At 56.4% G+C, this 22,052-nt stretch carries 15 protein-coding genes and 1 pseudogene; 2 read left to right on the top strand and 14 right to left on the bottom strand.

The genetic code is table 11. The features are described from left to right. Positions 1-66 precede the first annotated feature (66 nt). The 6 genes from V8V93_RS16100 to V8V93_RS16125 form a co-directional block, all read right to left on the bottom strand. Positions 67-1,830 (bottom strand): thiamine pyrophosphate-binding protein, encoded by a 1,764-nt coding sequence (locus V8V93_RS16100; RefSeq protein ID WP_338667629.1) that lies wholly within the window; start codon positions 1,828-1,830, stop codon positions 67-69. A 6-nt stretch (positions 1,831-1,836) separates the two neighbouring features. Then, complete coding sequence (locus V8V93_RS16105; RefSeq protein WP_338667630.1) at positions 1,837-3,378, bottom strand: lipopolysaccharide biosynthesis protein; 1,542 nt, start codon at positions 3,376-3,378, stop codon at positions 1,837-1,839. Positions 3,379-3,403: 25 nt separating this feature from the next. Beyond that, complete coding sequence (locus tag V8V93_RS16110) at positions 3,404-4,498, bottom strand: NAD-dependent epimerase/dehydratase family protein (protein WP_338667631.1); 1,095 nt, start codon at positions 4,496-4,498, stop codon at positions 3,404-3,406. Positions 4,499-4,956: 458 nt separating this feature from the next. Beyond that, positions 4,957-6,096: a glycosyltransferase gene (locus V8V93_RS16115; protein WP_338667632.1), complete on the bottom strand. Its 1,140-nt coding sequence runs from the start codon at positions 6,094-6,096 to the stop codon at positions 4,957-4,959. A 132-nt stretch (positions 6,097-6,228) separates the two neighbouring features. After that, complete coding sequence (locus V8V93_RS16120; protein ID WP_338667633.1) at positions 6,229-8,139, bottom strand: DUF4091 domain-containing protein; 1,911 nt, start codon at positions 8,137-8,139, stop codon at positions 6,229-6,231. A gap of 349 nt (positions 8,140-8,488) precedes the next feature. Beyond that, entirely contained in the window at positions 8,489-9,616 is a 1,128-nt protein-coding gene (locus V8V93_RS16125) for a glycosyltransferase family 4 protein (RefSeq protein WP_338667634.1), read from the bottom strand. Between the two features lie 133 nt (positions 9,617-9,749). Between V8V93_RS16125 and V8V93_RS16130 the strand changes: the two are divergent. Both V8V93_RS16130 and V8V93_RS16135 read left to right on the top strand, forming a co-directional pair. After that, a pseudogene (locus tag V8V93_RS16130) lies at positions 9,750-10,417 on the top strand (transposase); the annotation flags it as partial. A gap of 271 nt (positions 10,418-10,688) precedes the next feature. Further along, positions 10,689-11,003, top strand: a complete 315-nt coding sequence (locus tag V8V93_RS16135) for a hypothetical protein (RefSeq protein WP_338667635.1) — start codon at positions 10,689-10,691, stop codon at positions 11,001-11,003. Between the two features lie 813 nt (positions 11,004-11,816). Here the strand turns inward: V8V93_RS16135 and V8V93_RS19510 are convergent. The 8 genes from V8V93_RS19510 to V8V93_RS16170 form a co-directional block, all read right to left on the bottom strand. Then, a complete protein-coding gene (locus V8V93_RS19510; RefSeq protein ID WP_422394422.1) occupies positions 11,817-11,972 on the bottom strand; it encodes a glycosyltransferase in 156 nt (51 codons plus the stop codon). 91 nt (positions 11,973-12,063) lie between these two features. Beyond that, positions 12,064-13,248, bottom strand: coding sequence for a glycosyltransferase (locus V8V93_RS16140; protein ID WP_338670200.1), 1,185 nt, complete (start codon positions 13,246-13,248; stop codon positions 12,064-12,066). A 14-nt stretch (positions 13,249-13,262) separates the two neighbouring features. Beyond that, entirely contained in the window at positions 13,263-14,039 is a 777-nt protein-coding gene (locus V8V93_RS16145; RefSeq protein ID WP_338667636.1) for a glycosyltransferase family protein, read from the bottom strand. Positions 14,040-14,277: 238 nt separating this feature from the next. After that, positions 14,278-15,516: a glycosyltransferase family 4 protein gene (locus V8V93_RS16150; RefSeq protein ID WP_338667637.1), complete on the bottom strand. Its 1,239-nt coding sequence runs from the start codon at positions 15,514-15,516 to the stop codon at positions 14,278-14,280. Next, entirely contained in the window at positions 15,513-16,655 is a 1,143-nt protein-coding gene (locus V8V93_RS16155; protein ID WP_338667638.1) for a glycosyltransferase family 4 protein, read from the bottom strand. Before V8V93_RS16155 ends, V8V93_RS16150 begins: the two co-directional genes overlap by 4 nt. 55 nt (positions 16,656-16,710) lie before the next feature. Next, positions 16,711-18,021, bottom strand: coding sequence for an O-antigen ligase family protein (locus V8V93_RS16160; protein WP_338667639.1), 1,311 nt, complete (start codon positions 18,019-18,021; stop codon positions 16,711-16,713). After that, positions 18,018-19,232 (bottom strand): glycosyltransferase, encoded by a 1,215-nt coding sequence (locus tag V8V93_RS16165; protein WP_338667640.1) that lies wholly within the window; start codon positions 19,230-19,232, stop codon positions 18,018-18,020. Before V8V93_RS16165 ends, V8V93_RS16160 begins: the two co-directional genes overlap by 4 nt. 1 nt (position 19,233) lies before the next feature. Next, the gene (locus V8V93_RS16170; protein WP_338667641.1) at positions 19,234-22,038 is read right to left on the bottom strand and encodes an SIS domain-containing protein; all 2,805 of its coding nucleotides are present in this window, start codon (positions 22,036-22,038) and stop codon (positions 19,234-19,236) included. Positions 22,039-22,052: the final 14 nt, after the last annotated feature.

Consider the following 22,052-nt stretch of genomic DNA (forward strand, 5'->3'; position numbering starts at 1 on the left):
CCAACATCTGATCAATCAGCAAGAATCCCTGCTCCCAAAAGGATACTCATCCACCAGTACTATTACTTATTTGCCTAAAAGTTTTTTCACAAACCTCACTCCGGAATCCCCAAGAAGGTTCTTAGCAATTTCTTTGGCTTGACCTTCCGCCGTAGTTTCAAGATTCTTCAATATTTTCAATGCGTCGCTTTCATCCTGCGAATCCGTGAAGACCTCCAGGAGCATCGGCCTGCTCGTGAGCTCCGGCGTCAAAAAGCGTTCAATCACGGAGACGAATTCCTCTTTGTTCGAAGCGCAGAGATATTCAAACCCGAGCGCCGAAGCATAGCCCTTGACCAACTCCGGCGATTTGTTCCCGAAGTGTCCGGCCGCCGCGACATAGAGGTCCGCGTCCTCCCCCATCAGCCGTTGACCTGGATGCGTATAGAGGCGAAACTCCGTCCCGCGCCCATTGTTCACGAGGAGAATCCGCACGTTGTTGCCGACATGGCGATTGCCCAACGAATTCATGTCATAGAAAAAGGTCAGATCACCCATGACCCCGAAGTGGAGGACTTCCGGATTCACCAGGGAGGCGCCGATAAGGGTCGAGAGTGCGCCGTCGATTCCGCGACACCCGACATTGGCGCTCGTCACCACGGAACGGGGCACATCGAAAAAGGTCCACGAACGCATGGTGTTGCTGACGCCAAAGTGCAAAACACAATGTTCGGGAATCCGCGGCGCGACGTTTTTCGCAATCCAGCCGTTGGATAACGGCATTTCCGGAATTTTGGCATACAGCCGGGCGTATTCGGCGAGGCACGCATTCAAATACTCATCTTCCGCCATCGACTCGGAAACAGGATTCTTAGCGTAATGATCAAAGAAGGCCTGCTCATCCATATCGAAAATGTAGCGCAAATTGCGGAAGGTGTCCCGCACCTCGCCGTCCAGGCTCACGCGCCAGGCTTCCCGCAGGCTCATCATACGTCCGTAGGTATAATAGTCTCCCGACAACTCGCCGACATGGATCAACAGGTCCGGGAAGCAGAGCGGCGATGCATATTGGTCCTGCCCCGCGACGAGTGCAAACAGAACACGATATTTACCTTTGTATCCACTGCTATGATCGCAAAATACGATCGCATCATTGCGTGCGCAAAACGCATCGACGGCCTTTGTTTGCGCCTCAGTCCACGGAGCATGCGAGCAAACATAGATCGCAATTCGTTTTGCATCCTTGGGAAGTTGCGGAAACTCATCGTTACAGGTGATGCGGTTGATAACACGAACAGCCGGAAGCTCCTTGACGGGGAAATCTCCCCGGAGAGTCGCCAGATTTATGTGAACGGGACCGCCTCCGTTCCGGTGCAATTCCAATATCGCCGTATTCATTTTCAATTCCGCAAAGCGGAAATCCGCGTCGTCCTTGATGTGCGGAAGTTCAATCTTATACCGCACGGTATCCTTTGGCGAAATACTCCGATCAACGACTTGGGGCTCAAGATTCCCGATACCGTAATAACTGACGAAAAAGGTCACAGCCAGAATAGGCAATTTACGATAAAATGCTTCCGACAGTCCGGAAAAATAATTACGCGACGCTGTTGCACCGGTGCAGGTAAGGACCACCGGTTCTCCTGACTCTCCCGCCAATCCACAAGCCATGTAGGCCGCCGAGCGTTCATCCACGCAAGAGTACATCTCAAACCATGGATCGTGCTGGCAGCTCCCAACTAATGCCATATTGGTTGTTCCCGGGGAAGCAACCACTTTGCGAATACCGTGGGCCTTCAAGAGCGCGACAAGAATCTGGACATTTTTATCGTCAGAATAATACGTTTCCATAGTGTATTATACCTTCAAAAATTTGTTTTTAACTTGTTGAAGTTTTCCTAAAGCGAAAACTCGCTCATCCTTGGTCAACCCCCAAAAGAAAACGATGCCAACCGTTGTGGGAACACTAACAGCCGTCATCAATACAACCCGCAAAAAAGACGGCGAGATCGGCAACAAAAAGACCAATAGCGGTAGGACAAAAGCCAAAATCGAAACGGGAACTATTTTATAAAAAACTTCTTTCACATATAGAATAGGGCTGAATGCCATCATCCCCTTTAGCAAAACTACCCGTATTATAATCAACAGTATACGAATAACGAATTGCACACAATACGCTGTCGCTGGCGGGTATCCGAGGGAAAAAAACCCCCACGTGATGATAAAGACAAAAATACTTACGCTATTTACGGCCAGGGCATAACGACGGATATTCCCCGTCGCCATCGCCCCCGTGAATAAGACTCCACCGAGTACCTGCGGTAACATCGCCAACAAAGTCAGTCGCACGAAAAGCGTCGCATGCGCGGGAACTTCTCCCAACCAAACCCGCAACACCGTATCCGCCTCAAGGAACAAAGGAACCACAAACATCAACGCCAAAAAATACGCAAGCTTGCTCCCGCGGCAAATCAGCTGAAACATATAATCCTTGTTGTCGGCCGCATAGGATTTAATGATCTGCGGATTCAGCGACATCGTAAAATTACCAATGAAACGCGACAGGGATGTCTGCACCTGCATTGCGATCCCCCGGGCCGCATTGAGCGCGACCCCAAAAAACATATTCGTCAGGATATTTATGCCCTGCGAATTTATCATCCCGACAGAATTGCTGAAGAAAGCCCACCCGGCGAAGCCAAACATCTCCTTTATCAAGCCTTTGTCCCACACAAAACGTAAGCGGCTCGCCTTAAAGTGCATCCGACAATAGATGCTAACAGTCAGCTGAATGACAATGGTAACGCACGTCGACAATAACGCATACGTCTTCAACTTATCGAACGAAGATGCCATCAATAAAAAAACTATCCCTAGTTTCAGCACTACGTCCAGGATGCTCACGTAGGCAAATGTCTTCATATGTTCGTGTGCGATAATCATCGCGTTATACGCAACGCTGATTAACCCGACCCCAAAGCTGCCGGCGGAGCAGATCAAGACCCAGTTCGCGGCATCCATGCGCTCTGCGGGGATGTTCAGCTTCGCATTCACGAACCAGCCGCCCCCCACCAAGACAAGGGAGACAAGGATTGCCGCAAGTATCAACTGAATCAAAACGCTTGTCGAAAAAACCGTGTTCAGGCGATGCTTGTCCCCCCGCCCAAGCTCAAACGTGAGGAATCGGCTGATCGCCCCCGACAGCGCCCCGGAAATGCTCGCGAACATCCCTACCACGCCGCCGACGACATTAAAAATACCGAAGTCGTCGACCCCCAACGTCGCCAAAACCACCCGGCTCGTGTAAAGGCTGACCAGCAAAGTCACGATCGACCGCAAATACAAAAAGATCGTATTCTTGGCGATTCGGCTACTATTTCCTGCATTAGAGGACATGATATTTCAGCTACTTAAAATAAGATTAATGGAATAAATGCCGAACTTTTCTGAGCAACTTCACAACGAACGAAAGCCGGAATCGTTCCAGCGCATATACTATTCTCAACTTTAATGAAGGGATTTCACTCAAAGGAGTATACTCTCCTGCCGCGCGGTCATTCATTGCCTCAAGTGTCCAATTTATACCACGAAAAGACGGGCTCTTTAAAAATACCCCGAGACAATGACGCAATCCTTCCTCTGTTTTCCTGAAAGCATCCACATCAACAAATTGTTTTACTTTACTGTTATCAAACCGACGATTAAAATAGCGGCTATATATCACCTGGTATTTGCTGATATACAAATTTGATGATTTTTTGGTCATAACAACTTTGGGGCGGGCTCCAAGATGCGTCTCCAAGACATCCAAATAAAGCTCCAAGATCTCATCCCAACGGAAGGCCTCCTCCGATGTAATCTGGAAAATCTCCCCCAGCGCTTTGGCGTTTCCCACAATAGATGCAATGCCTTTGGCAACATCCAACCCATACGTCATTGCTGTCAGTTTATCTGCAATATCATCCGAAAACACAATGCTGCGCCCGTGCAATACACGATAAAGCCACGACTCTTTCTCTAGCACGCCTAACTGCAAACGCGTTTCGCTAAAGGTGATACTCGGACGAATCACAGTCCAGTTCCGATATCCTGAATCACACAGAAGATCCTCCTGCCGCGCTTTGGCTAGAGCATACTCATCTGTTTTTAAATAAACCTCGTCTGTCGAAACATCCAATAACCGTGGCGTATTCTCCGTTATCGGAACATCGGATTCGGAATAAACACGAGCGGAGCTTATAAAAACATACTGCGATGTTGCGCCGAGCAACAAATCGATCCGGGATTTGAATTCGCCAGTCTTGTAAACCATAAAATCAATTATCACATCCCAGGAATCTTTCAGAATTTCAACAAGAAAGCCATTGTCCCGAGCATTTCCCTGCAAATATCGGATTCTTCCATGATCTGAATGCTTAGATCTAGATGTCACGAAAATTTCAGTAGCTTTTCCGTCAAGGAGCTCCACCAAATGAGTTCCCATCGCCCCTGTTCCACCTAAAATTAAAACATTCATACTAATTGATCCTTTTACATGAGTCCTCATCTTGAATGGTCAGAGATATGGCAGGAGCTCGTTGTGATAAGACTTGTGAGGTGGTTTACATCAGGAATTTTTTACAGGCGAGTCGTTGACGCGGGCGAACAATCTGTCGATCCAGGGATGCAGCCTGCCCATGGGCAGGATAGTGAAATGCTCGGGTAGCCCTGACCAGCCCGTTTCCATCGGCAGCCAAGGGTTGTATAGAAACAGGATTTGCAGTCATGGCTGTGAAAACCCCGTGACATGTTCATTGAAGGTCTTCCGGATGCCCAAGGCAACCCCGCAGCCGAGATCCGGAAGCCGCCGAAACCGTTGCCGATGTTAATACGCATGATGCGAAATTTCTTCATGGCCGATTCAATCCTTTGCCTACGCATTTCATTGGCTATCTGGCATCGTTCATCGTTTCTCCCAATCAATGGCTGATGCAGCTAGAGTCGGGATATCAAATCGAAGTAGCGGCGGGCCGCATTCTCGACGCCGTGACGCTCCAGGACCATTTCCCTGGCATGTTCCGCCCTCCCTGCGGCCCCATCTTGATCCTTGAGCACCATCAATATCTTTTCGGCCACCTCCCCGGTATCCTTGCATTTTGCAAGCAGACCGTTGACATTGTCCCCTATGTAGTCGGGTGCCGTGTAAAACTCGGTACAAACCACGGGCCGGGAAAAAAACATGGCCTCGGCCAGAACCATGGGGGATGCTTCACCGTGAGTCGAGGTCAAGGCGAACATCCTGCAGCGGGAAAGGTAGGCATAGGGATTGGCCACATACCCGACCAGATCCACCTTGTCGGCAATTCCCCTGTCGTCAATCATAGCCTGGAGGTCGTTGCGTTTCGGGCCGTCGCCGAGAATGACCAGCCGGGCGTCCGGAACATCCTTTCTGACGATGTCAAAGGCACCGATCAATGTCGGGAAATCCTTCATGATGTCCAACCGGCCGATGGACAGAATGGTGTTGTTGTCGGGAGTGAGCCAGGGGTGACCCGGATCATCCTTGGCCAGATCCGACAGTCTGTCGTCCACCGCCGGGTTGTAGTACAAATCGAATTTCTGTCCATAATAGGCCTCGCAGCCTGGGATGAGGCGCGGGGCCACGGTGATTCGGGTATCCGAACACCGGGCGACCCCCACCAGCAGCGAAGAGAGAAACTTCCCCTTGTAGCCTTTCTCGCGGTCGAACCCCGGCGACTGGTTGTGAACGGACAAAACCCATCTGGGCCGCTTCGACTTGGGATACAGGCTCAGCAGCAGCCCGGCTACCAGGTTGGGCAAATGCCAGAAGGAAAAGAGGATGTCCGGTCTGAATCGGTCCACATATCCCTTCAATTTGTACACATTCTTCGGGAGGTAGCGGTTGGCCATCATGTCGATGCCGGGCGCGTCGAACAGTTCCGCCTTGTCGCCGAGGCGCTCTCTGCTCAGGATGCTGTTTTCCTCCAACCGCTGGCCGGAAACGCAAAAGTCCACTCTATCGTGCAATTGATCGATAATATGTTCGATGACCCGCTCGATTCCGCCCTGACCTATCGTCGGAAGATAAAACAGCACTCGCTTCTTTTTTTTCATACAATCCTCGAATTCCCTGATACGACACACAGCAGCTGTAATTCAAATCCCGCCGCACTTCGCGCCAATCAATTCCTTTTGCTCATGGCTATCTGCGCCAATTCCCTGCGGGCATGCTCCCAGTCATCCGGGTCAACGGACCAGCTGATACCCTTTATGGATATATGTAGGGTCATTCTTGTTCGAAACGCCAAGCTCCCACAGACTTTCAGGAACCATCTTTTTGACCAGTGCTTCCACAGCCTGAGGATCGACCTCGTGAGCCATCCTGAGGTATTCGTAATCCTGCAGACCGCGCCGCCATAGTTTCAGACGCAGGCTGGCGATAGGGCCAAGAAGACCGTAGCTGTCCTCCGGATAGACGGTATCCGTTCCCGGATAAAACAAGAGGCCGTCACCGTTGCCATACCCATTACCCCATTCGCCGTATTTGGAATGGATACTTCCTTTTTTTCGACCAAAGGTACATGCCTCACGAAATACGTTGGTCTGATATCTTACCGTACTGGGATTATGATAGTTGGTACCAGCCCAGAAAAACCATCTATCTATGTTGTGTTTAAACTGTATCCAGCCATTCACTCGTAGGGCGACACCATCATCCTCGATCATAAAAGTGCCGCTTGAAGGACGCCAACCATTGCAGGTCATCACTTTGCCCTTCTCGGCCTTCAACTTGGCCAGCGCCTTTTGATATACATCTTTTTGTCCCCACCCTTCCAAGGCGATATCGACATCCGACATATATTGCTGCTTGACTGGGAGCGGAACAGTGCAAAAAGTCTTCAAACGGTGTCCCGAACCCGGATTGGTCTTTATCCACTGCGCCCATTGCTCGACCTCAGCAAAAGCCTTTTTCCCGTGGGGCTCGTCCTTCAAATAAATGAAATACTCCACGTCCGGGTAGCTCTTCTCCATAGAATCAACGACATGGTTGGAGAGCTTCCACATGGCTTCCTTGCTCTTCTGAGCCGAACTGCGCAGCATTCTCCAAATACCATAGGTACCTACGGAATAGATGTCGGACGGGACGCCGTAACCGGGGCCCTCGTAATCATGCTTATGGGTAAACAACTCTCCATCGAACACCTTGCCCATCCGGGAAAACCGTTCCTTGCTGAAAAGTTCCACCCCCTGCGTAATCATGTGGACCCTATGCCGCTTGGCCATCTGCATGTATCGGTACCAAGCCGTGTCCATGGTCTTCCGAATCGCTGGGGTCACACTGCCCGCGTCCCTCCACTTGATCCCGGTAAACCGATAGTAGATGTCCTCCGTATTCATCCAGACCATGGTCTTGGCATTGAACTTGTCAGGCATGTCCAAGGGCAACACCTCCAGTTCGATGGGCAGTTCGAGAGGGCTGCCGCCCCCCTCCGCCACGGTCAGAGTCCCCTTGTAGATACCCGGCTTGGCGTCACGCGGAACATAGATGTCCGTCCAGATGCTTTGATTCTCGCCCTTGGGGATGGAGAAGGAACCTACGGCTTCGATGGGCACGGCGATGTCGGGATAAAATTTGAAGGCGTTGGGGCGATCCTTGAACTCGCCGTGGGATTTTGCCTTGGACCAGGACAGGGTGTACGGCAATTGCAGCTTCTCGGGCACATGCCGCTCATCATAGGTGGGGGAATAGGCCAACTGCGACAACCCGACAATCTGGAGATAACGGACGAAAAACAACTCGATGTTCCTGCCGCGATAGTCGAAGACTCCATCGCCTTCAGCCTTACGCGACGAAATTTTGCCGTCGTCGGATACCAGGTCGCTGACGGAGACCCGCACGTCCTGGGCCTTGCTCGAAGCACTCTCGATCACCGTGTTGAAATTGACCACTTCGTTCCGGGCGGCGAACAGGTGGATGGTCCTGCCGTCCCATACGCTGTTCGCCACGTCCGCTCCCTTGGATGCGCGCAACTCATCCTTGACGACCTTGTCCTCGCCGTTATTGACCCAAACGGCCGTTATGGACCCGGCGCGGGCATTGACGCCCCACGCAACGATAAACAGGATCGCAAGAACCGCATAATACAATTTCTTCATAAGCCCCACCTTTCTCCGCCGTTGAGAGAATCAAGCCAAATCTTCGGGCATAGTTGAAATAAGGAACCCACCCTGAGTGCTTTTCCCGCCCGATACAACATCGGCTCCAACATGTCCTCTCGTTTCGTTTACAATAGTGTCCAGCCATTAAGAAAATTATTTCAAATTGATAGATGACATACTGATGCCCAAACACAAGCGCAACAGCCCACCCTTCATCGCCCCTGCCCCATGAATACCCACGAGAGAAATACGCCCCTTAAACGGCGCGGCCTGTCGAGATCGTGCCGTTTGCCAAAAAGAACCGACAAAGACCGCCAGAGCGGACGGTCATCGGCTATCGCTCCTCTCATTCAGGGCCCCCGCTGAATTGTTCCCCTGCGAGCACGGCCCGAACCGTGCCCTGGATTTTTTCATCGAACAGGCTCCGGCTAAACAGGTCATGGGCGAGCGTGGACGAATTCCCGCCCATCTCATTGACCTTGTCGCGGTCATGTACAAGTGCCATTATACGGTCTCCCCATGCCTCCATGGGAGCGTCGTACGGCATCAAGTAGCCGTTCCAACCATCCTTCACAATATCGACGAGCCCCCCGACGCTCCTGGCTATGACGGGCAGCCCGCAAGCCATGGCCTCGGTCACCACCAACCCGAGTTGGTCGCGCCTGGTTGGAAAGACGAACACATCCGCCTGCCGGAAAAGCGCGGGCATCTCATCATACGGGATATTCGTACGTCTCTTCACTCCAGGCGGAAATGCCCGGCCATCGAGACCGGCATCGGAAGAAACAATGGTCAGCGTGCACCAGGGAGACAGTGTCTCTTCAAACAGCCGGAGGAGTTCCTCCCCCCCCTTGCGGGTGAAATCATTCCCCACGAAAAGCAGTCGAAGGGGCTGATCTGCAGGCGAATAACCTTCCTTGGGTTTCCACCGGTCCAAATCCAATGGGGGGTAGCAGGTCACGATTCTCTCAGGGACGACACGAAAATCTTCGGCAAGCGACCGGGCGCACCAATCGGTTCGGGGAAAACACGCTTTGAGTTTGCGGAATATGGGACCGAACATCCCCTTATAGAGCAGAAAAAGAACATTTTTCTTGAATTGCTCCTTCAGGGACGATCGCTCCAAGGCGATAAGGGAACGTGCCGCGACCGGGGTGGAATCGAGACAGACCAGTGTGGGAATGCTTCCCGCATATTTCCGAACAGGCCACAACATCTCGAAGCTACCCACCAGGATCACGTCATAACTGGAAAAATCCACGTCTTTCACCTTTTGAGAAATAACCCATGCCGCCTCCAATATGCTGCTGAGACGAAGCAGCCGGGGAAGCGGATACGTGGCGTAATCCGTGACATCGAAATAGACGGCATCGACCTCCAGAAGCTCCATGTCTTCGAGAGTCCTCTTGAGCTTGGCACTGATCACCTTGCCGCCGAGCAAATTCGTCAACAGGCAAAGCATTCTTTTAGGCATCAATATATCCTCCCTAACCCGAGCGATTCTCCAGTCTGACACAACATCAAAGCTGGCATATCCCATTGTTTTTGTTTATAATCACATCCAGCCACTATATCATGAACGTTTCACCCATTTAGTAGAGGGCTGGATGTCCAAACGCAAACGCAATAGAGCAATATTCATCGACGATGTCCAGGTCACCAGCGACGGCCTGACAGGCCGGGCCTAGCTCAACCTCTTTGCTCGCTACCTTCGTGGCATTGACCTTTTCCCCCACACCAACCGCCTTTTCGGCTCCGTACGCAAGAACCCCAAAGGCACACCCATCGACGAAATCTTCCAGCAGGTTTTCTGCTTTTCTTTGACGGCACAAGTCGCCATCTCGCCCACTTCGACATCCTGGCCCAGGATCCCGGTTATGCCGCCGCCATCGAATCGAACATGGAGGCCATGGCCTCCTCGCACACCGTCAAACGATTCAACCGGGCTTTCTCCCAGCAACGGACCTACCTGTCCCGACGCCTGCTTCAGCAGCTTTTCCTCTGGCGGCTCAGGAGTGCCCGCCCCGAAGTGATCGAGCTGAACATCGACACCATGGTCATGGACAACGACCAAGCGGCAAAGCGCCATGGTGTCAAGCCCACTTACAAGAAGGTCAAGGGCTTCCAGCCTCTCCAAATGACCTGGGGCCGCTCCATCATCGACGCCGTTTTTCGCGGCGGCGACAAGCGCTCGAACAACGGCGACACTGCCGAAAAAATGATCCGCCATGTAGTACGCATGATCCGCACACGATACAGCCAGCCTATGATCATCACTTTGGCAAGACCGACGAGAACATCTGGCAGTGCTTCGAGTTCGGCGACCGCCGCCAGTCCTGGGACCGCTTCTACATGGCCATCTTCTGGCGTCCCCTGCTGGAGGAGAAGCAGCTCCTGCTTCCCGTAGCGCGGCCCGGAACGCCGGCCTACACCAACCTTGGCATGGGTGAGCCATCGACCAGCAACTGCGTGAAGCCGGTCTTGATTACCAGGCCGAGACCAATGCCGTCATCCACTCCTACCATCAGCGCGGGGCGGATGAACCTGTGCACAGGGCCTTCAATGAATTTGGCTCCAAAGAACTGCCGTTTACGCATTTCATTCACAACACCGCCTTCTACTACATCATGCTCCTGGACTTCTTCCTGTTCGAAGCGTTCAAAGAGGATGTCAGCTCCCCGGTGGTCCCGGCGAAGGCTTTCCAGACAACGCTTCGCCGCAGGCTGGTGGACGTGGCAGCCAAGGTGGTGTCCCACGCAGGCAAGACCGTACTCAAAGTCACGGCTGTAGCCATGGAATCTTTGCATTTCAAAGAGCTATGGGAGCGATGTTTGTGCGCACCCCGTTTCGCCTGGGGCTGAACCGAGCCCTTGCCCCGTGAACATCGACGGGAGAAGCGTGTCCTCCGACGCTGCCAAAAGGGCCTGATTCGCCCTCTTCATACTGCTTTTGTCCTCATTGCCATCAAATCCAGGCTCGGACCGGCTCCTTTTCGCGTCACTTGCGCCGGTTTTTGCTCCGGATAAGTCTTGCAGCGGTAGAAGCGCCCGATTTAGGTCCTCCCAACAACCGTCAAACCAATACGACCGGGATTTCTGTCAGCCAACCGCCCCCGGCACCACCCATCGCAATGCGAATGCTGCATCAGATTCAAATCTGCCCTCTATCCGATGCAGAAACATTTCCGCACGCCTTGGCCCTCCACCCAAAAAATTGCACGCTCCCAGGCTCAAAAAATGAAATTTTGAAACCGCCTCGGGGCAATACTCCTTGGTCCGAAGCAACTGTTCGCTGGCGCGGCGGCCACAACATGCCCGAGAGTCATCGTGATCAGGAAACGGGGGAAGGTGCGCAACGTTCACATGGACTATGGAAGATTCATCGCCTTGAATGATCGGCGCACCATTGCCCGCCCCGGTGGCGGAGAGGAAAAAGGCGATGATAAGCCCCAACGGGACAACCAAGTCATACTCGACCGGGGTCGGCAGCCAGACCGACAAGACGATGATGAGTCAGGTGATGGCCATTCCGGTGAGGCTGCCCCATCCCATCCAGGCAAGGCTTCGCTTGATATACTGCGCCACTATTCACTCTCTCCGCTATACCCATTAAATCGGATGCCCCCGGGCCAGGATTCGTCGGGCAGCACCTCCTCCAACATCTTCCGAAAGCATTCAACGTACCTTTTTTCCCAGTACGGTTTGCACCCGAAGTTTTCCGACTTCTCCCATCCTGTGACGCAATTCGCCGTCACCCAGTAGTGTCCGCAGCTTATCGGCCAGATCCTCAGCGCTCTCGGGCTCCACGAGGAACCCAGCTTCACCGTCCACGGTGACGTTATGGATACCGCCCAAGTGATGATCTGGCCGACGAAATCAGCCCCACCCTGCCATGCCATATTCCCATTAATAGGCCGCAAGCTCATTGTTTATTTACCGTTGCTGGATCAATTTCGAAACCATTGAGTAACAGGCCGTGAGTCGGTGCATTGGGATCGCTGACAATATCAATCATTTTCGCAAAATTCACGACATACATTTCATCAGAAAAATTTGTCTTTATGAATTTGCGACCAGCCTCTCCCATGTGCTTTTGCATCAATGGATCGGAAAGCAACTTTTTCATACTTTCCGCCAGCGCAACATAGTCTTCTGAAGGAACAACGAAACCGTTGACCCCATCCTTTATTATGTTGGGAGTCCCTCCGACATTCGTCCCTATACAAGGCTTCCCGGTTGCCATCGCTTCCAAAAAAACCCTTGCGACTCCTTCCGTTCTTGAAGGCAGCACTAAAGCCGTACATTTTCCTATATACTGAGCGACTTCCTCGTAATTAACAGGATTGTGTATCTCAACATTTCCTATTTCGGCTGCTCTGGCTACCCAACTACTTCTTTCTGGCTCTCTACAATGCCCCATAACAAGCAATCTTGTTGTAGGGAAATCTTTTTGAATCAACGAAAATGCTTTCAATAAAATATCAACACCTTTCAGATAAAATGGAAACCCCAAGCAATACAGGTAATTATCATCTTCATTAGATGGCAAAAAAATACTTGTTGGAACGTAGTCATGGAACATGACTATTTTCTTATTCTTTATAACAGAATACCACTCTTCAAACTGCTCATTATCCAATAATTTAACGCAATCTGATGACATAAGAGAAATATTACCTATTAAATTGTATAACTTTCTCTTTATCAACCCAACACGCTTACCACTGAGGCGGGCAGCTTTTGCATCTTTGATATGTCCATTGACTTCGACGATAAGTTTTGCACCAGTAAAGAACTTAACGACTGCACCAATTATCCCCAATGTCAGCGGGTCATAACTGATAATAACGTCCACTTTCTCCCGCCTTGCCAAGCGGATCCCGCGAAACATCATTCCAAAAACTCGCCATATCTTCAGCTTCCAGGTCCAAGGAACAACTTGAGGCTGGACGTGCAGAGTGGCGGAAGCAAACTTGTCCCCATCAAAAGCAAGGTCACCCGTCACGAGAATATGAAATTCATAGTCCTCCGGCATGCCTTCATACCGGGAACGGAAATGCGGCGCGCCCAGTGATCCTTTGGGTGGGAGTATGTCCAATATCTTCATCACGGCGTTCTCCGTCAGCGCTTCTCTTTCAGCAAGTGCAGGATGTGCCCCCGCAGGCATTCCACGTGTTTTTTCAAGGAATACTTTTCCCAGACTTCGGCGTGGGCGGCCTTGCCGACCTTCCGACGCAATTCCGGCTCCAGAACAAGACGGGTCACGACGCGTTCGAACTCGTCGACCGTATTCACGAAAAACCCGGTCTCGCCGTCCCGGACCACGAGCTTTTCCGAGGCCGTGGGGTGGACCACGGCGGGCAGCCCGGCGGCCATGTAGCTCAGGACCTTGTTGGGATCCTTGAAGTGCTGCAAATTGGAGGTGTCCCGCCAACGAAAGGCGATGTCGGCCAACAGCATCTCACGGGGCCACGTCTCGTTGTCGAAGGTCCGGTATTCGATCCAGTCATGCTCGCCCTTTTGGTCCGTATCGTAGACCACCCGGCAGCCGTGCCTGTCCTTCAGGCGGCGCAACGCGGGCAGGATCGCTTCGTTCTGCGGCTGGTTCAGCGAGACCCCGGTCCAGTAGAGGACGACCCCGCGCGTGGCGTCGGTCGCTTCCTTGAAGTGAAGCTCGTTGTCGCCGTTGTATATCTGCCGGGGCACTTCGAGGGGCCGCATGCCCGCCCTGGCCACGACGTCAGCCAGCAGCGGGGTGGCGATGAAACAGCCGTCGACCAGGGAAAACCGTTTGGCCGCAGACCATTCCGTGGAAAAATACCGCAGCCTTTTCGCCAGCCGCAACACGGCGTTGTCTTCATATACGGACGGGTAGATAAACGTATCGTGATAATCCAAAATCAAAATCCGGCCGGCCGCCTTCAGCGCCTTGAGCAAACTCAATTCCGGAATATATTTGATGAATACGAGAATATCGTAGGACAACAGTTCCTGAAGATCAAAAGGTTCCCAATCGAAGCATCCGCATTCGAAACCATCATGCCGTGCGAGCTCGTCGGCCACCTTCACGCCAGCCTGAAAGAAAGAGTTGGAGGTGGTCTCCGGACCAAAGCCGACTCGGACAACGGATTTTTCATCAGCCACGGGCTGCTCCTTTTTTCAACATGCCGACTGCGACGGCCTCGTGCATCCGTCCGACCACGGCGTCCCAGGAATAACGGGACAGGGCCAGTTTGCGCCCTTCCGCGCCCAGCCGCCGCCGGACGTCCTCGTCGCCCATCAACTCCAGGCAACGCCGAGCAAAGGGCGCGGCCTCGTCCTCAATACACAGGTGGCGGCTGTTCTCGCACAGGATGCCCTCGCAGCCCAGCGTGGTGGAAAGCACGGCCTTCCCCATGGCAAAGGCCTCGAATATCTTGAGCCGGGTCCCGCCGCCGTAGCGCAGGGGCACGACCACCACCGAGGCCTCGCGGACAAAGGGGCGCACGTCGTCCACCGTACCGGTGACTATCACCCCAGCCGCCGGGGCGTGCAGGGCCTGAACGTCCGGGTGGGGGCTGCGCCCGACTATGGTGATGCGGGCCTCGGGCCGGACGGCCCGGATGGCGGGCAGGATGTCGCGGACGAACCACTTCATGCCGTCGATGTTCGGCATCCAGTCCATGGAACCGACGAAGACCAAGTTGTCCGCCCGTCCCGCAGGATCCTCGGTCGGGGTGTAAAAATCCACGTCCACGCCGTTTTCCACCAGCACCGACTTACCCGCTCCGCTCAGGCGGTCGATCTCCCCGCCGTCCTCGCCGGACACGGTCAGGACCATGTCCGCCTCGCGGAAGGCCCGCGTCTCCAAGCGGCGCATGTTCCGGGCGTGCAGCCCCAGGGCCAGACGACGCGGCAGGGAACGCTCCAGGTCACGCATGCGTTCCGCTATCTGGTACTCCACATTGTGGGCGTTCAGGGTCGTAAAGGGCGCGCCATGGCCGTTGCCCAGGCTGCCCAGAATGCCCGCAAGGTGGATGGTGTCCACGTGCACCAGGTCGTAGTTCGGGGCGAGTTCCCGGAGCCGTGCCTCGAAATCCGCCCTGGCGTACTTGACCGTGGAAACCGGCAATCCCCGGACCAAGGCGGCCAGCAGGTCGGACGGCGCGGCGGGCCGGTTGAGGTCGGGGTTCTCCACGCCGAAAACATCTCTCACGCCCAGGGTGGCCGCCGCTTCGCGCCATCCGGCCTCCACTGCGGGATCGATGAAATGCAGCACATCCACGTCATAGCGGTCCATAAACCCGGAAAGAATATTCCAGGTCCGGATCTTGGCCCCGGTATCCAGCGGATACGGCGGACGGGCCGTGGCGAACAGCACGCTTCCCCGGCTCATGCGCCCGCCCTCTCCATGACTTCGCGCATGGCATCCGCGATGCGCCGCACGCAGGATTCCGGGTTGAAGCGATCCCTGTCGACCAGGCATCGCTCGCGCATGGCGTGCAGCCTGTCCGGGGCGTCCAGCAGACGCTCCACCGACTCGACCAGCGTGGGCACGTCGTTTCGCTCCATGACGACGCCGGTCTCGCCGTGGGTGACGATCTCGGGGATCCCCATGGAGTCCGAGACCACGGCGGGCAGCCCGCAGGCCTGAGCCTCCTTCAAGACGTTGGGATAGGCGTCGTGCCGGGCGGGGTGGAGAATGAGGGAGGCGGAGAGGTACTCCTCCATCAGCGTCCCGAAGGGGACCAGGCCCAGGTGACGTGCCCCCTCCGGCAGGGGCTCGTCCGCCGCCACGCCCACCAGCACCAGCTCCAGTCCGGGCCGGCGGCGGCGAAGCTCCTTGAAGGCCTCGAAAACCAGGTCCCCGCCCTTGCGGTAAAATTCCGTTGCCGCGAAGAGCAGCTTTTCCTTGCGGCCGGCCAGGACCCGGTCCGCGTCCGGGTAGGGAATCTTGCACGCGGTGGGGGCCACCATGACCCTTTCCGGCGGCAGGCCGTAATCCTCGATCATGGACCGGCGGGTGCACTCGCTGTAGGTGAAGACCATGTCCTTGGCCTGCATGGAGGCCCTTTCGAGCTCGTAGAACCGCTCCCTGAGCCGGGAGAAACGCCTCGGCATCCAGTCAGGCCAGAGACGCTCGACCATGGCCACGTTCTGGTCATGGTAGGAAAAATGGACCATGCCCTGTGCCTTCACCGGGCCGAAGAGGCATCCCACCTGAAAAGTCGCGCCGATGCCGACGGTGCGGTCCAGGGCTTTCTGGAAGCGCCGGGTCCTGGCCTTGAACGCCGCCGGGAACTTGGCGGCCCATTCCAGTTGGCGATGGTACTCCCGGCGCAGGTCCATGGGCCGGGCCAGAAGTGCCTTGGCCAGGCAGGCGCAACCGATCCGCTTCTTCACGAAAGGCGTGTCCGCGTTGACCATGGCCACGTTGAAGGACTCCCCCAGCCCGGCGTACAGCCAGTTCTTGCTGGTTCCGGCCTGGAGGTTCGGGCTGGCCCACTGATCAAGGATAAACAACGGCGGCTTCACGACAGCCCCTCCCCGCTCCCTGGCGACATCCGCCCTTCGATGCTTCGGCAAGGGCTCATTTCGGTTTCCTCATGGTGTACCGCCTTCTCCCGGCAAGGGGGGCACCCTCCGACAGGACCGGGGTTTCCTTCGAGACCGGGACATCCCGGACAGGGACCTCCGCCGGCCGGGGGGTCTCCATGGCCAGGACCCGCTCGCGGATCATGGCGATGGTCAACACGAAATACAGGACGATGTGGTAGCCCCAAGAGAGAAACATGCCCCCCGCCAGAAAACTTACCAGGGATAATCTCATTCCCTGGCCCAGCCAGTCACTCTCGTCCGCGGGCTTGGCCAGCTTGTACGCGGAAAAAATCATGCCCAAGAAGGCAATCAGACCGGGAAGCCCCAACTCGACGGCGATTTCCAGATAGGTGTTGTGAGCCTTTCGCCATGCACTTCCTCCGTTGACGCTTCCTTCCGCCACTCGGAATGTCCCAAGCCCCGTACCCAGTATTGGATTCTCCATGAAAAGAACCAGCCCGTTCTCCCAGATGTCCAACCGCCCGCCCTTGGCCGTCACGTTGTAATCATCCTCCAGATTGAAAATGGAGTTGAACCGCTCCAACCTCTCCGAGGGAATGACCGCCAGGACGATTGCCAATCCCAAAAAACCCAGCAGACAAAGCCGCGCGATTCCCTTGACCCCTTTGGAAAGCCCCCAGATCGAAAGGGTTACGCTTCCGGCCACCAATCCACCGCGGGATTGGGTTAGAATAATGACTCCCACCCCCATGACTGTGAACAAATATAAGCACCACCGGTAGAACACCCTGATGTGCTTGGCGGACGGGAGGATAAGAGCGAGTATCATGATGAAAAAGAGTGCCGTGTCGTTGGGATCGTAAGAAAGATTCGCCGCAACCCTGGTGTGCTCAACATAAATCGGAGAGATATAGCAGCCCACCTCCAGGACGAAAGCACTTAATACAATCCCAACCAAACAATATGTTAAATCTGCTCTCCGGTTCACCTGGCAATTGAGCACCACCAGAATGATGCCGAAATATACGCAAAATTCCTTGAATTTGTACAGGGATGCCGACCGATAGACACTCATGACGATACTCAGGAACATTATTGCCAACAGGAAGGCGAACCACTTGAATGTCATGGAATGCCAAAACAACGCCAGGCGAGGTTTAGTAAGTCCTCGATTCAGGAGTGTAGCCAGAGTAATGACAATCACGAACAGGAAAAGCGGTCGCACAGGCGCAAGCCATGGGAATATCTCATGGACCCGTCCGAACAGGAAAAACGGCATGACCGCTACCAGCCAATCCATCAACCGTGGCCGCCGTTTAACGGCCCCCAACGCCTGATTCATCGTCCGGCCTCCCGTAATTTCACGCCGCCGGATACCTCGCCGTAAAAGGCTACGTGCCGTCGGGCCCAGTCACGGGTCCCGAATTTTCGACCGGTCTGTTCAAAGGCAGCCCGGCCGTGACGCTGCCTGAGATCGCCGTCGAGGGCGTATGCGGCATACCCTGCCCATAGTGACGGCAGATCGCCAGTCGGATAAAGGGTCCCGTTGGAACCGCTTTCGACCACGTCAACATTGCCGCCAACGGCGGGGGCCACCACGGGAAGGCCGTAGGAGCGCGCTTCCAACAGGCACATGGGCGTGCCCTCCCAGGTGGATGTCTGGACCAGGAGGTCCGCCCCACGGTAGACCGTATCCATGTCCGAAACAAAACCGGTAAAGACCACCCGATGGCGGATGCCGAGGGATTCGGCCAGGGCCTCCATGTCGGCCCGCAGCTCGCCGTTGCCGACAATGAGGTGATTCGTGTTCGAACCGGGAGCCTCCATCATTTCCCGCCGGATCATCTCCAGGTACAAGGGATAATTTTTCTGCGGGCAGATCCTGCCCACGTTGATGACCACCAGCCCTTCAGTGGCAAGACCGTACCGCTCGACCAGTTCCTGGCGGGCCCGTGCCCTGCCGGATTCCAGGGCCGCGAACTCCGTCTCGGGCAACTCGATGGCATTGATGATGGACGCGGTCCTGACCTTTCCCGGATTGGGGAAGGAACTGGCCAAAATCTCCCGGGAACAGCCGATGACGCCGTCGGACAGGCGCAGACCGATCAACTGGCAGTGCCTGATAAACCAGGGCATGGCCCCGGAGGGCAGGACAAGACCGTGCAGGGTGTAGACGACTGAGCCGTCGAGCAAGCCCAGCAGGCGCATGAGCACTGCGTAGTACAGGGACTTGTAGCAATGGCAGTGAACAATCCGGACGCCCTGTTCGCGGAAGCTGGCGGCCAGCCGGAACAGGAGCTGCGGGGAAAACCGGCTGTGGGTACGGAAAACATGGGCGAACCGGCCTGCGTCACCAAGGGAATTCATCAGGTTGTCGTTCCGCCGCGCACCGGCCCGCTCCTCGACCACCACGTAGAGTAGACACTCCAGGCCCAGCCCACGAAGGTTGCGGCACAACTCCACCGCGACCTTTTCCCGGCCGCCGAAGTCGCCGGAAAAAGAGACTTGGGCGATGGCACCCGCCTGAGAACTATGCTGGGTCGGATCGGCCATGCTACCCCTGGGGCCTGCTGATGCCGACGGTGACGGTTTTGGCCTGGTGGCGGATGGTGTCGATGGGGCGGGTCATTTCCTCGATGGCCTTGTTCAGGATGGTCAGGATGTCGGCCAGGCGGGCCTCGGCGGCCTGGATGTCCTGGGACTGGTTGACCAGCCAGAGCATGTAGTTGGCCAGGGATGCGGGCACGCGGGCGGGCAGGGCTGAGTCCGTGGCGCCCGAGGCGATGCGGTCGACGCATTCGTTCAGGGCGATGAGCAGGGCGCCCCGGTCGAAGGTGGTCGTGTCTTCGAGCATCTCCGCGATGCGCACCCGCGCCTTGCGGAACGGCTCGGCGTGGCTGTCGATGGCCTTGGCCGCGGACACGCCCCACCAGTGCCCGGCCACGGTCTCCAGCACGAAATCCAGGCCGCCGCCCGCGCGGGGGACCTTGACCGTGGCCTCGGCCACGCGGTCGAAGCGGTCCTCGTCCTCGGCGCAGAACACGATGGGCGAGCCGTTGTGGGCCTTGAAGATCGTCGTCTCCTTGACCGTGTCCATGACGACCATCTCGGGCAGGTCCGAGGCCATGACCAGGGTCAGGGGCTCGGTGGACAAGTCGATGTGCTTCTTGTCCTCCGTGATGTCGCACGGAATGGATTTATAGCATAATTCCGACAGCTTGATACGGACTTCTTGGGCCGCTATGCAGTTGGCGCCGTTGCCGACCAGGGCCCAGTAGCGGTGCACGGGCGCGTACTTGCGGGCGACTTCCGCGATCGATTCCTTGTTCTCCAGGACCTTGTCGATCTTGTCTGGAAGTCCTTCCAACGCCTCTATTTCATGGAGGATGTACGGCTTATCCATGCTCCCCAGGATGTCGGCCAGCCAGAGCGAGAGCAGCTTGCCCGCCGCTATCTGGGAGTAGAACGCCTTGGTCGAGGCCACGGCCATCTCCACGTCCCGGCCGTTGCTCGTGTAGATGTGCGAGTCCGATTTCTGGACCAGGGGCGAGTTGCGCCGGTTGACGATGCAGTTGACCCACGCGCCCCGGTCGCGGCACAGGTCCACCACCCGGTTCGTGTCCGTGGTCGTGCCCGACTGCGACACCGGGATCAGGAACACGTCGTCCATGCGCTCGTCGCCCATGAAGCCGATGAGTTCGCTGCCGGTGTAGGACTCGATGGACATGCCCGTGTCCGCCAGGGTGCGGCGCAGGAGCTGGGCCACGGCCATGGCGGCCACGGCGGCCGTGCCCTGGCCCACGCAGATGATCCTCCGGATGGGCCGGGAGCCGTCCCGGAACCGCTCGACCAGGGCCGGGCCGCGCCCGAACCCCTCGGGCAGGAACTCCACCTCACCGTTTTTCTTGAGATATTTTCCGTGCAGGGTGTTGCGCACCGAGTCCGGGGCCTCGTGGATTTCCTTCTCGATGTAATGGGCGTACTCGCCCCGGAAGATGTCGCGCGAGAAGATCTCGATCTTCTCCTCGGCCAGCTCCACGGGCTCGCCGTTGTCCAGGTACCGGGCCACGGGCACGGCCCCCTCGGGGTCGGTGTCGCGCAGGACCACGGACACCCCGCCCTGCCGGTGCACGGCCACCGGGAAGGACGAGCGCGCCCGCGCGGCCATGCCGTAGGCCTCGCTCGCCACCAGCCAGCCGTCATTGGTCCGGCCGATGTAGAAGGACTGGCCCGAGCCCTTTTGCGCCAGGAACTGGGAGTCGAAATCGTTCAGGTTCTGCATGACCACGGCCAGGGACCCCTCGCAGCGCCGGAGCACGTTGCGGAACCGCTCCTCGGCGTCGCCCAAGTCCTCCACGCCCAGGTGGAAGAGCACGGGCAGGATCTTGGCGTCGGTCGAGATGGCCGGCGGGATGTGCGCGCCCTTGGCCAGGACCGTCTCCTCGACCAGGGTACGGTAGTTGTCCACGTCGCCGTTGAGCACGAACATGGTCTTTTCCAGGCCCGTGGACATGTCGCCCTCGACCAGCCCGTCCACCGGGTGGCAGTTGGGCACAGAGATGATCCCGTTGGAGGCCCAGCGGGTGTGGGCGATGATGTTGAGCGTTTGCAGGCCTGCGGACATGGCCCACAACAGTTCGTCATGCTTGATGAATTCTCTGAGCGCCGCGCCGTTGTCCCCGAGCTGGCCGACCAGTTGGGCGACCTTGTACAGGAAACGGCAGGCGGTCCGGCCGTCGTCCAGCTTGCGCACCAGCACCTGCCGGGTGTCCGCGTTGTTGATGGACGAGCGGTCGGCCAGCTCCTGTTTCTGCGTCGGGGTCAGACCGGCCTCCGGGTCCACGCCCGCGGGCAGGACAAAGGCCAGGGCCACGCCCGCCGAGTCGCGGCCGCGCACCTCAAGCTTGTCGATGGACTGGAGCACCTGCTCGGCCCCCCAGGCCAGGAAATGCCGGTCGCGAGCCTCGACGTCCGCGGCCAGATCGGCGGGCATGAGCGCCAGCGTCCGGTCCACGTTGACCAGCACCTCGCGCTCGATCTGCCACAGATAGTCGTCCAGCGCCTCGCGCAGCGACTCCAGCTCGTCCGTGCGCGGCCCCTGCTCCAGCTTCACGGCCGCCGCGTTGCGCAACGCCCGGATGGTGTCCCGGATGCTCGACAGCGCCCGCCGCGCCTCGCCGTCCTCCACCAGCCGCATGTGCAGCCCGAAGGACATGAGTTCGTAAAACCGCCCGGCCAACTCCCCGAGCGGCGTGGCCGCCGCCAGGAGATCCGGGGTCTCGCGCACCGCGGAAAAGGCGGAGTCGAGGCCGCCGAGCCAGGACACGTCCGGCACGGCCAGCCAAAGCCTGTTGCTCAAAAAACTCGCGATTC

The organism is Pseudodesulfovibrio sp. 5S69 (genome assembly GCF_037094465.1).
GTDB lineage: Bacteria > Desulfobacterota > Desulfovibrionia > Desulfovibrionales > Desulfovibrionaceae > Pseudodesulfovibrio > Pseudodesulfovibrio methanolicus.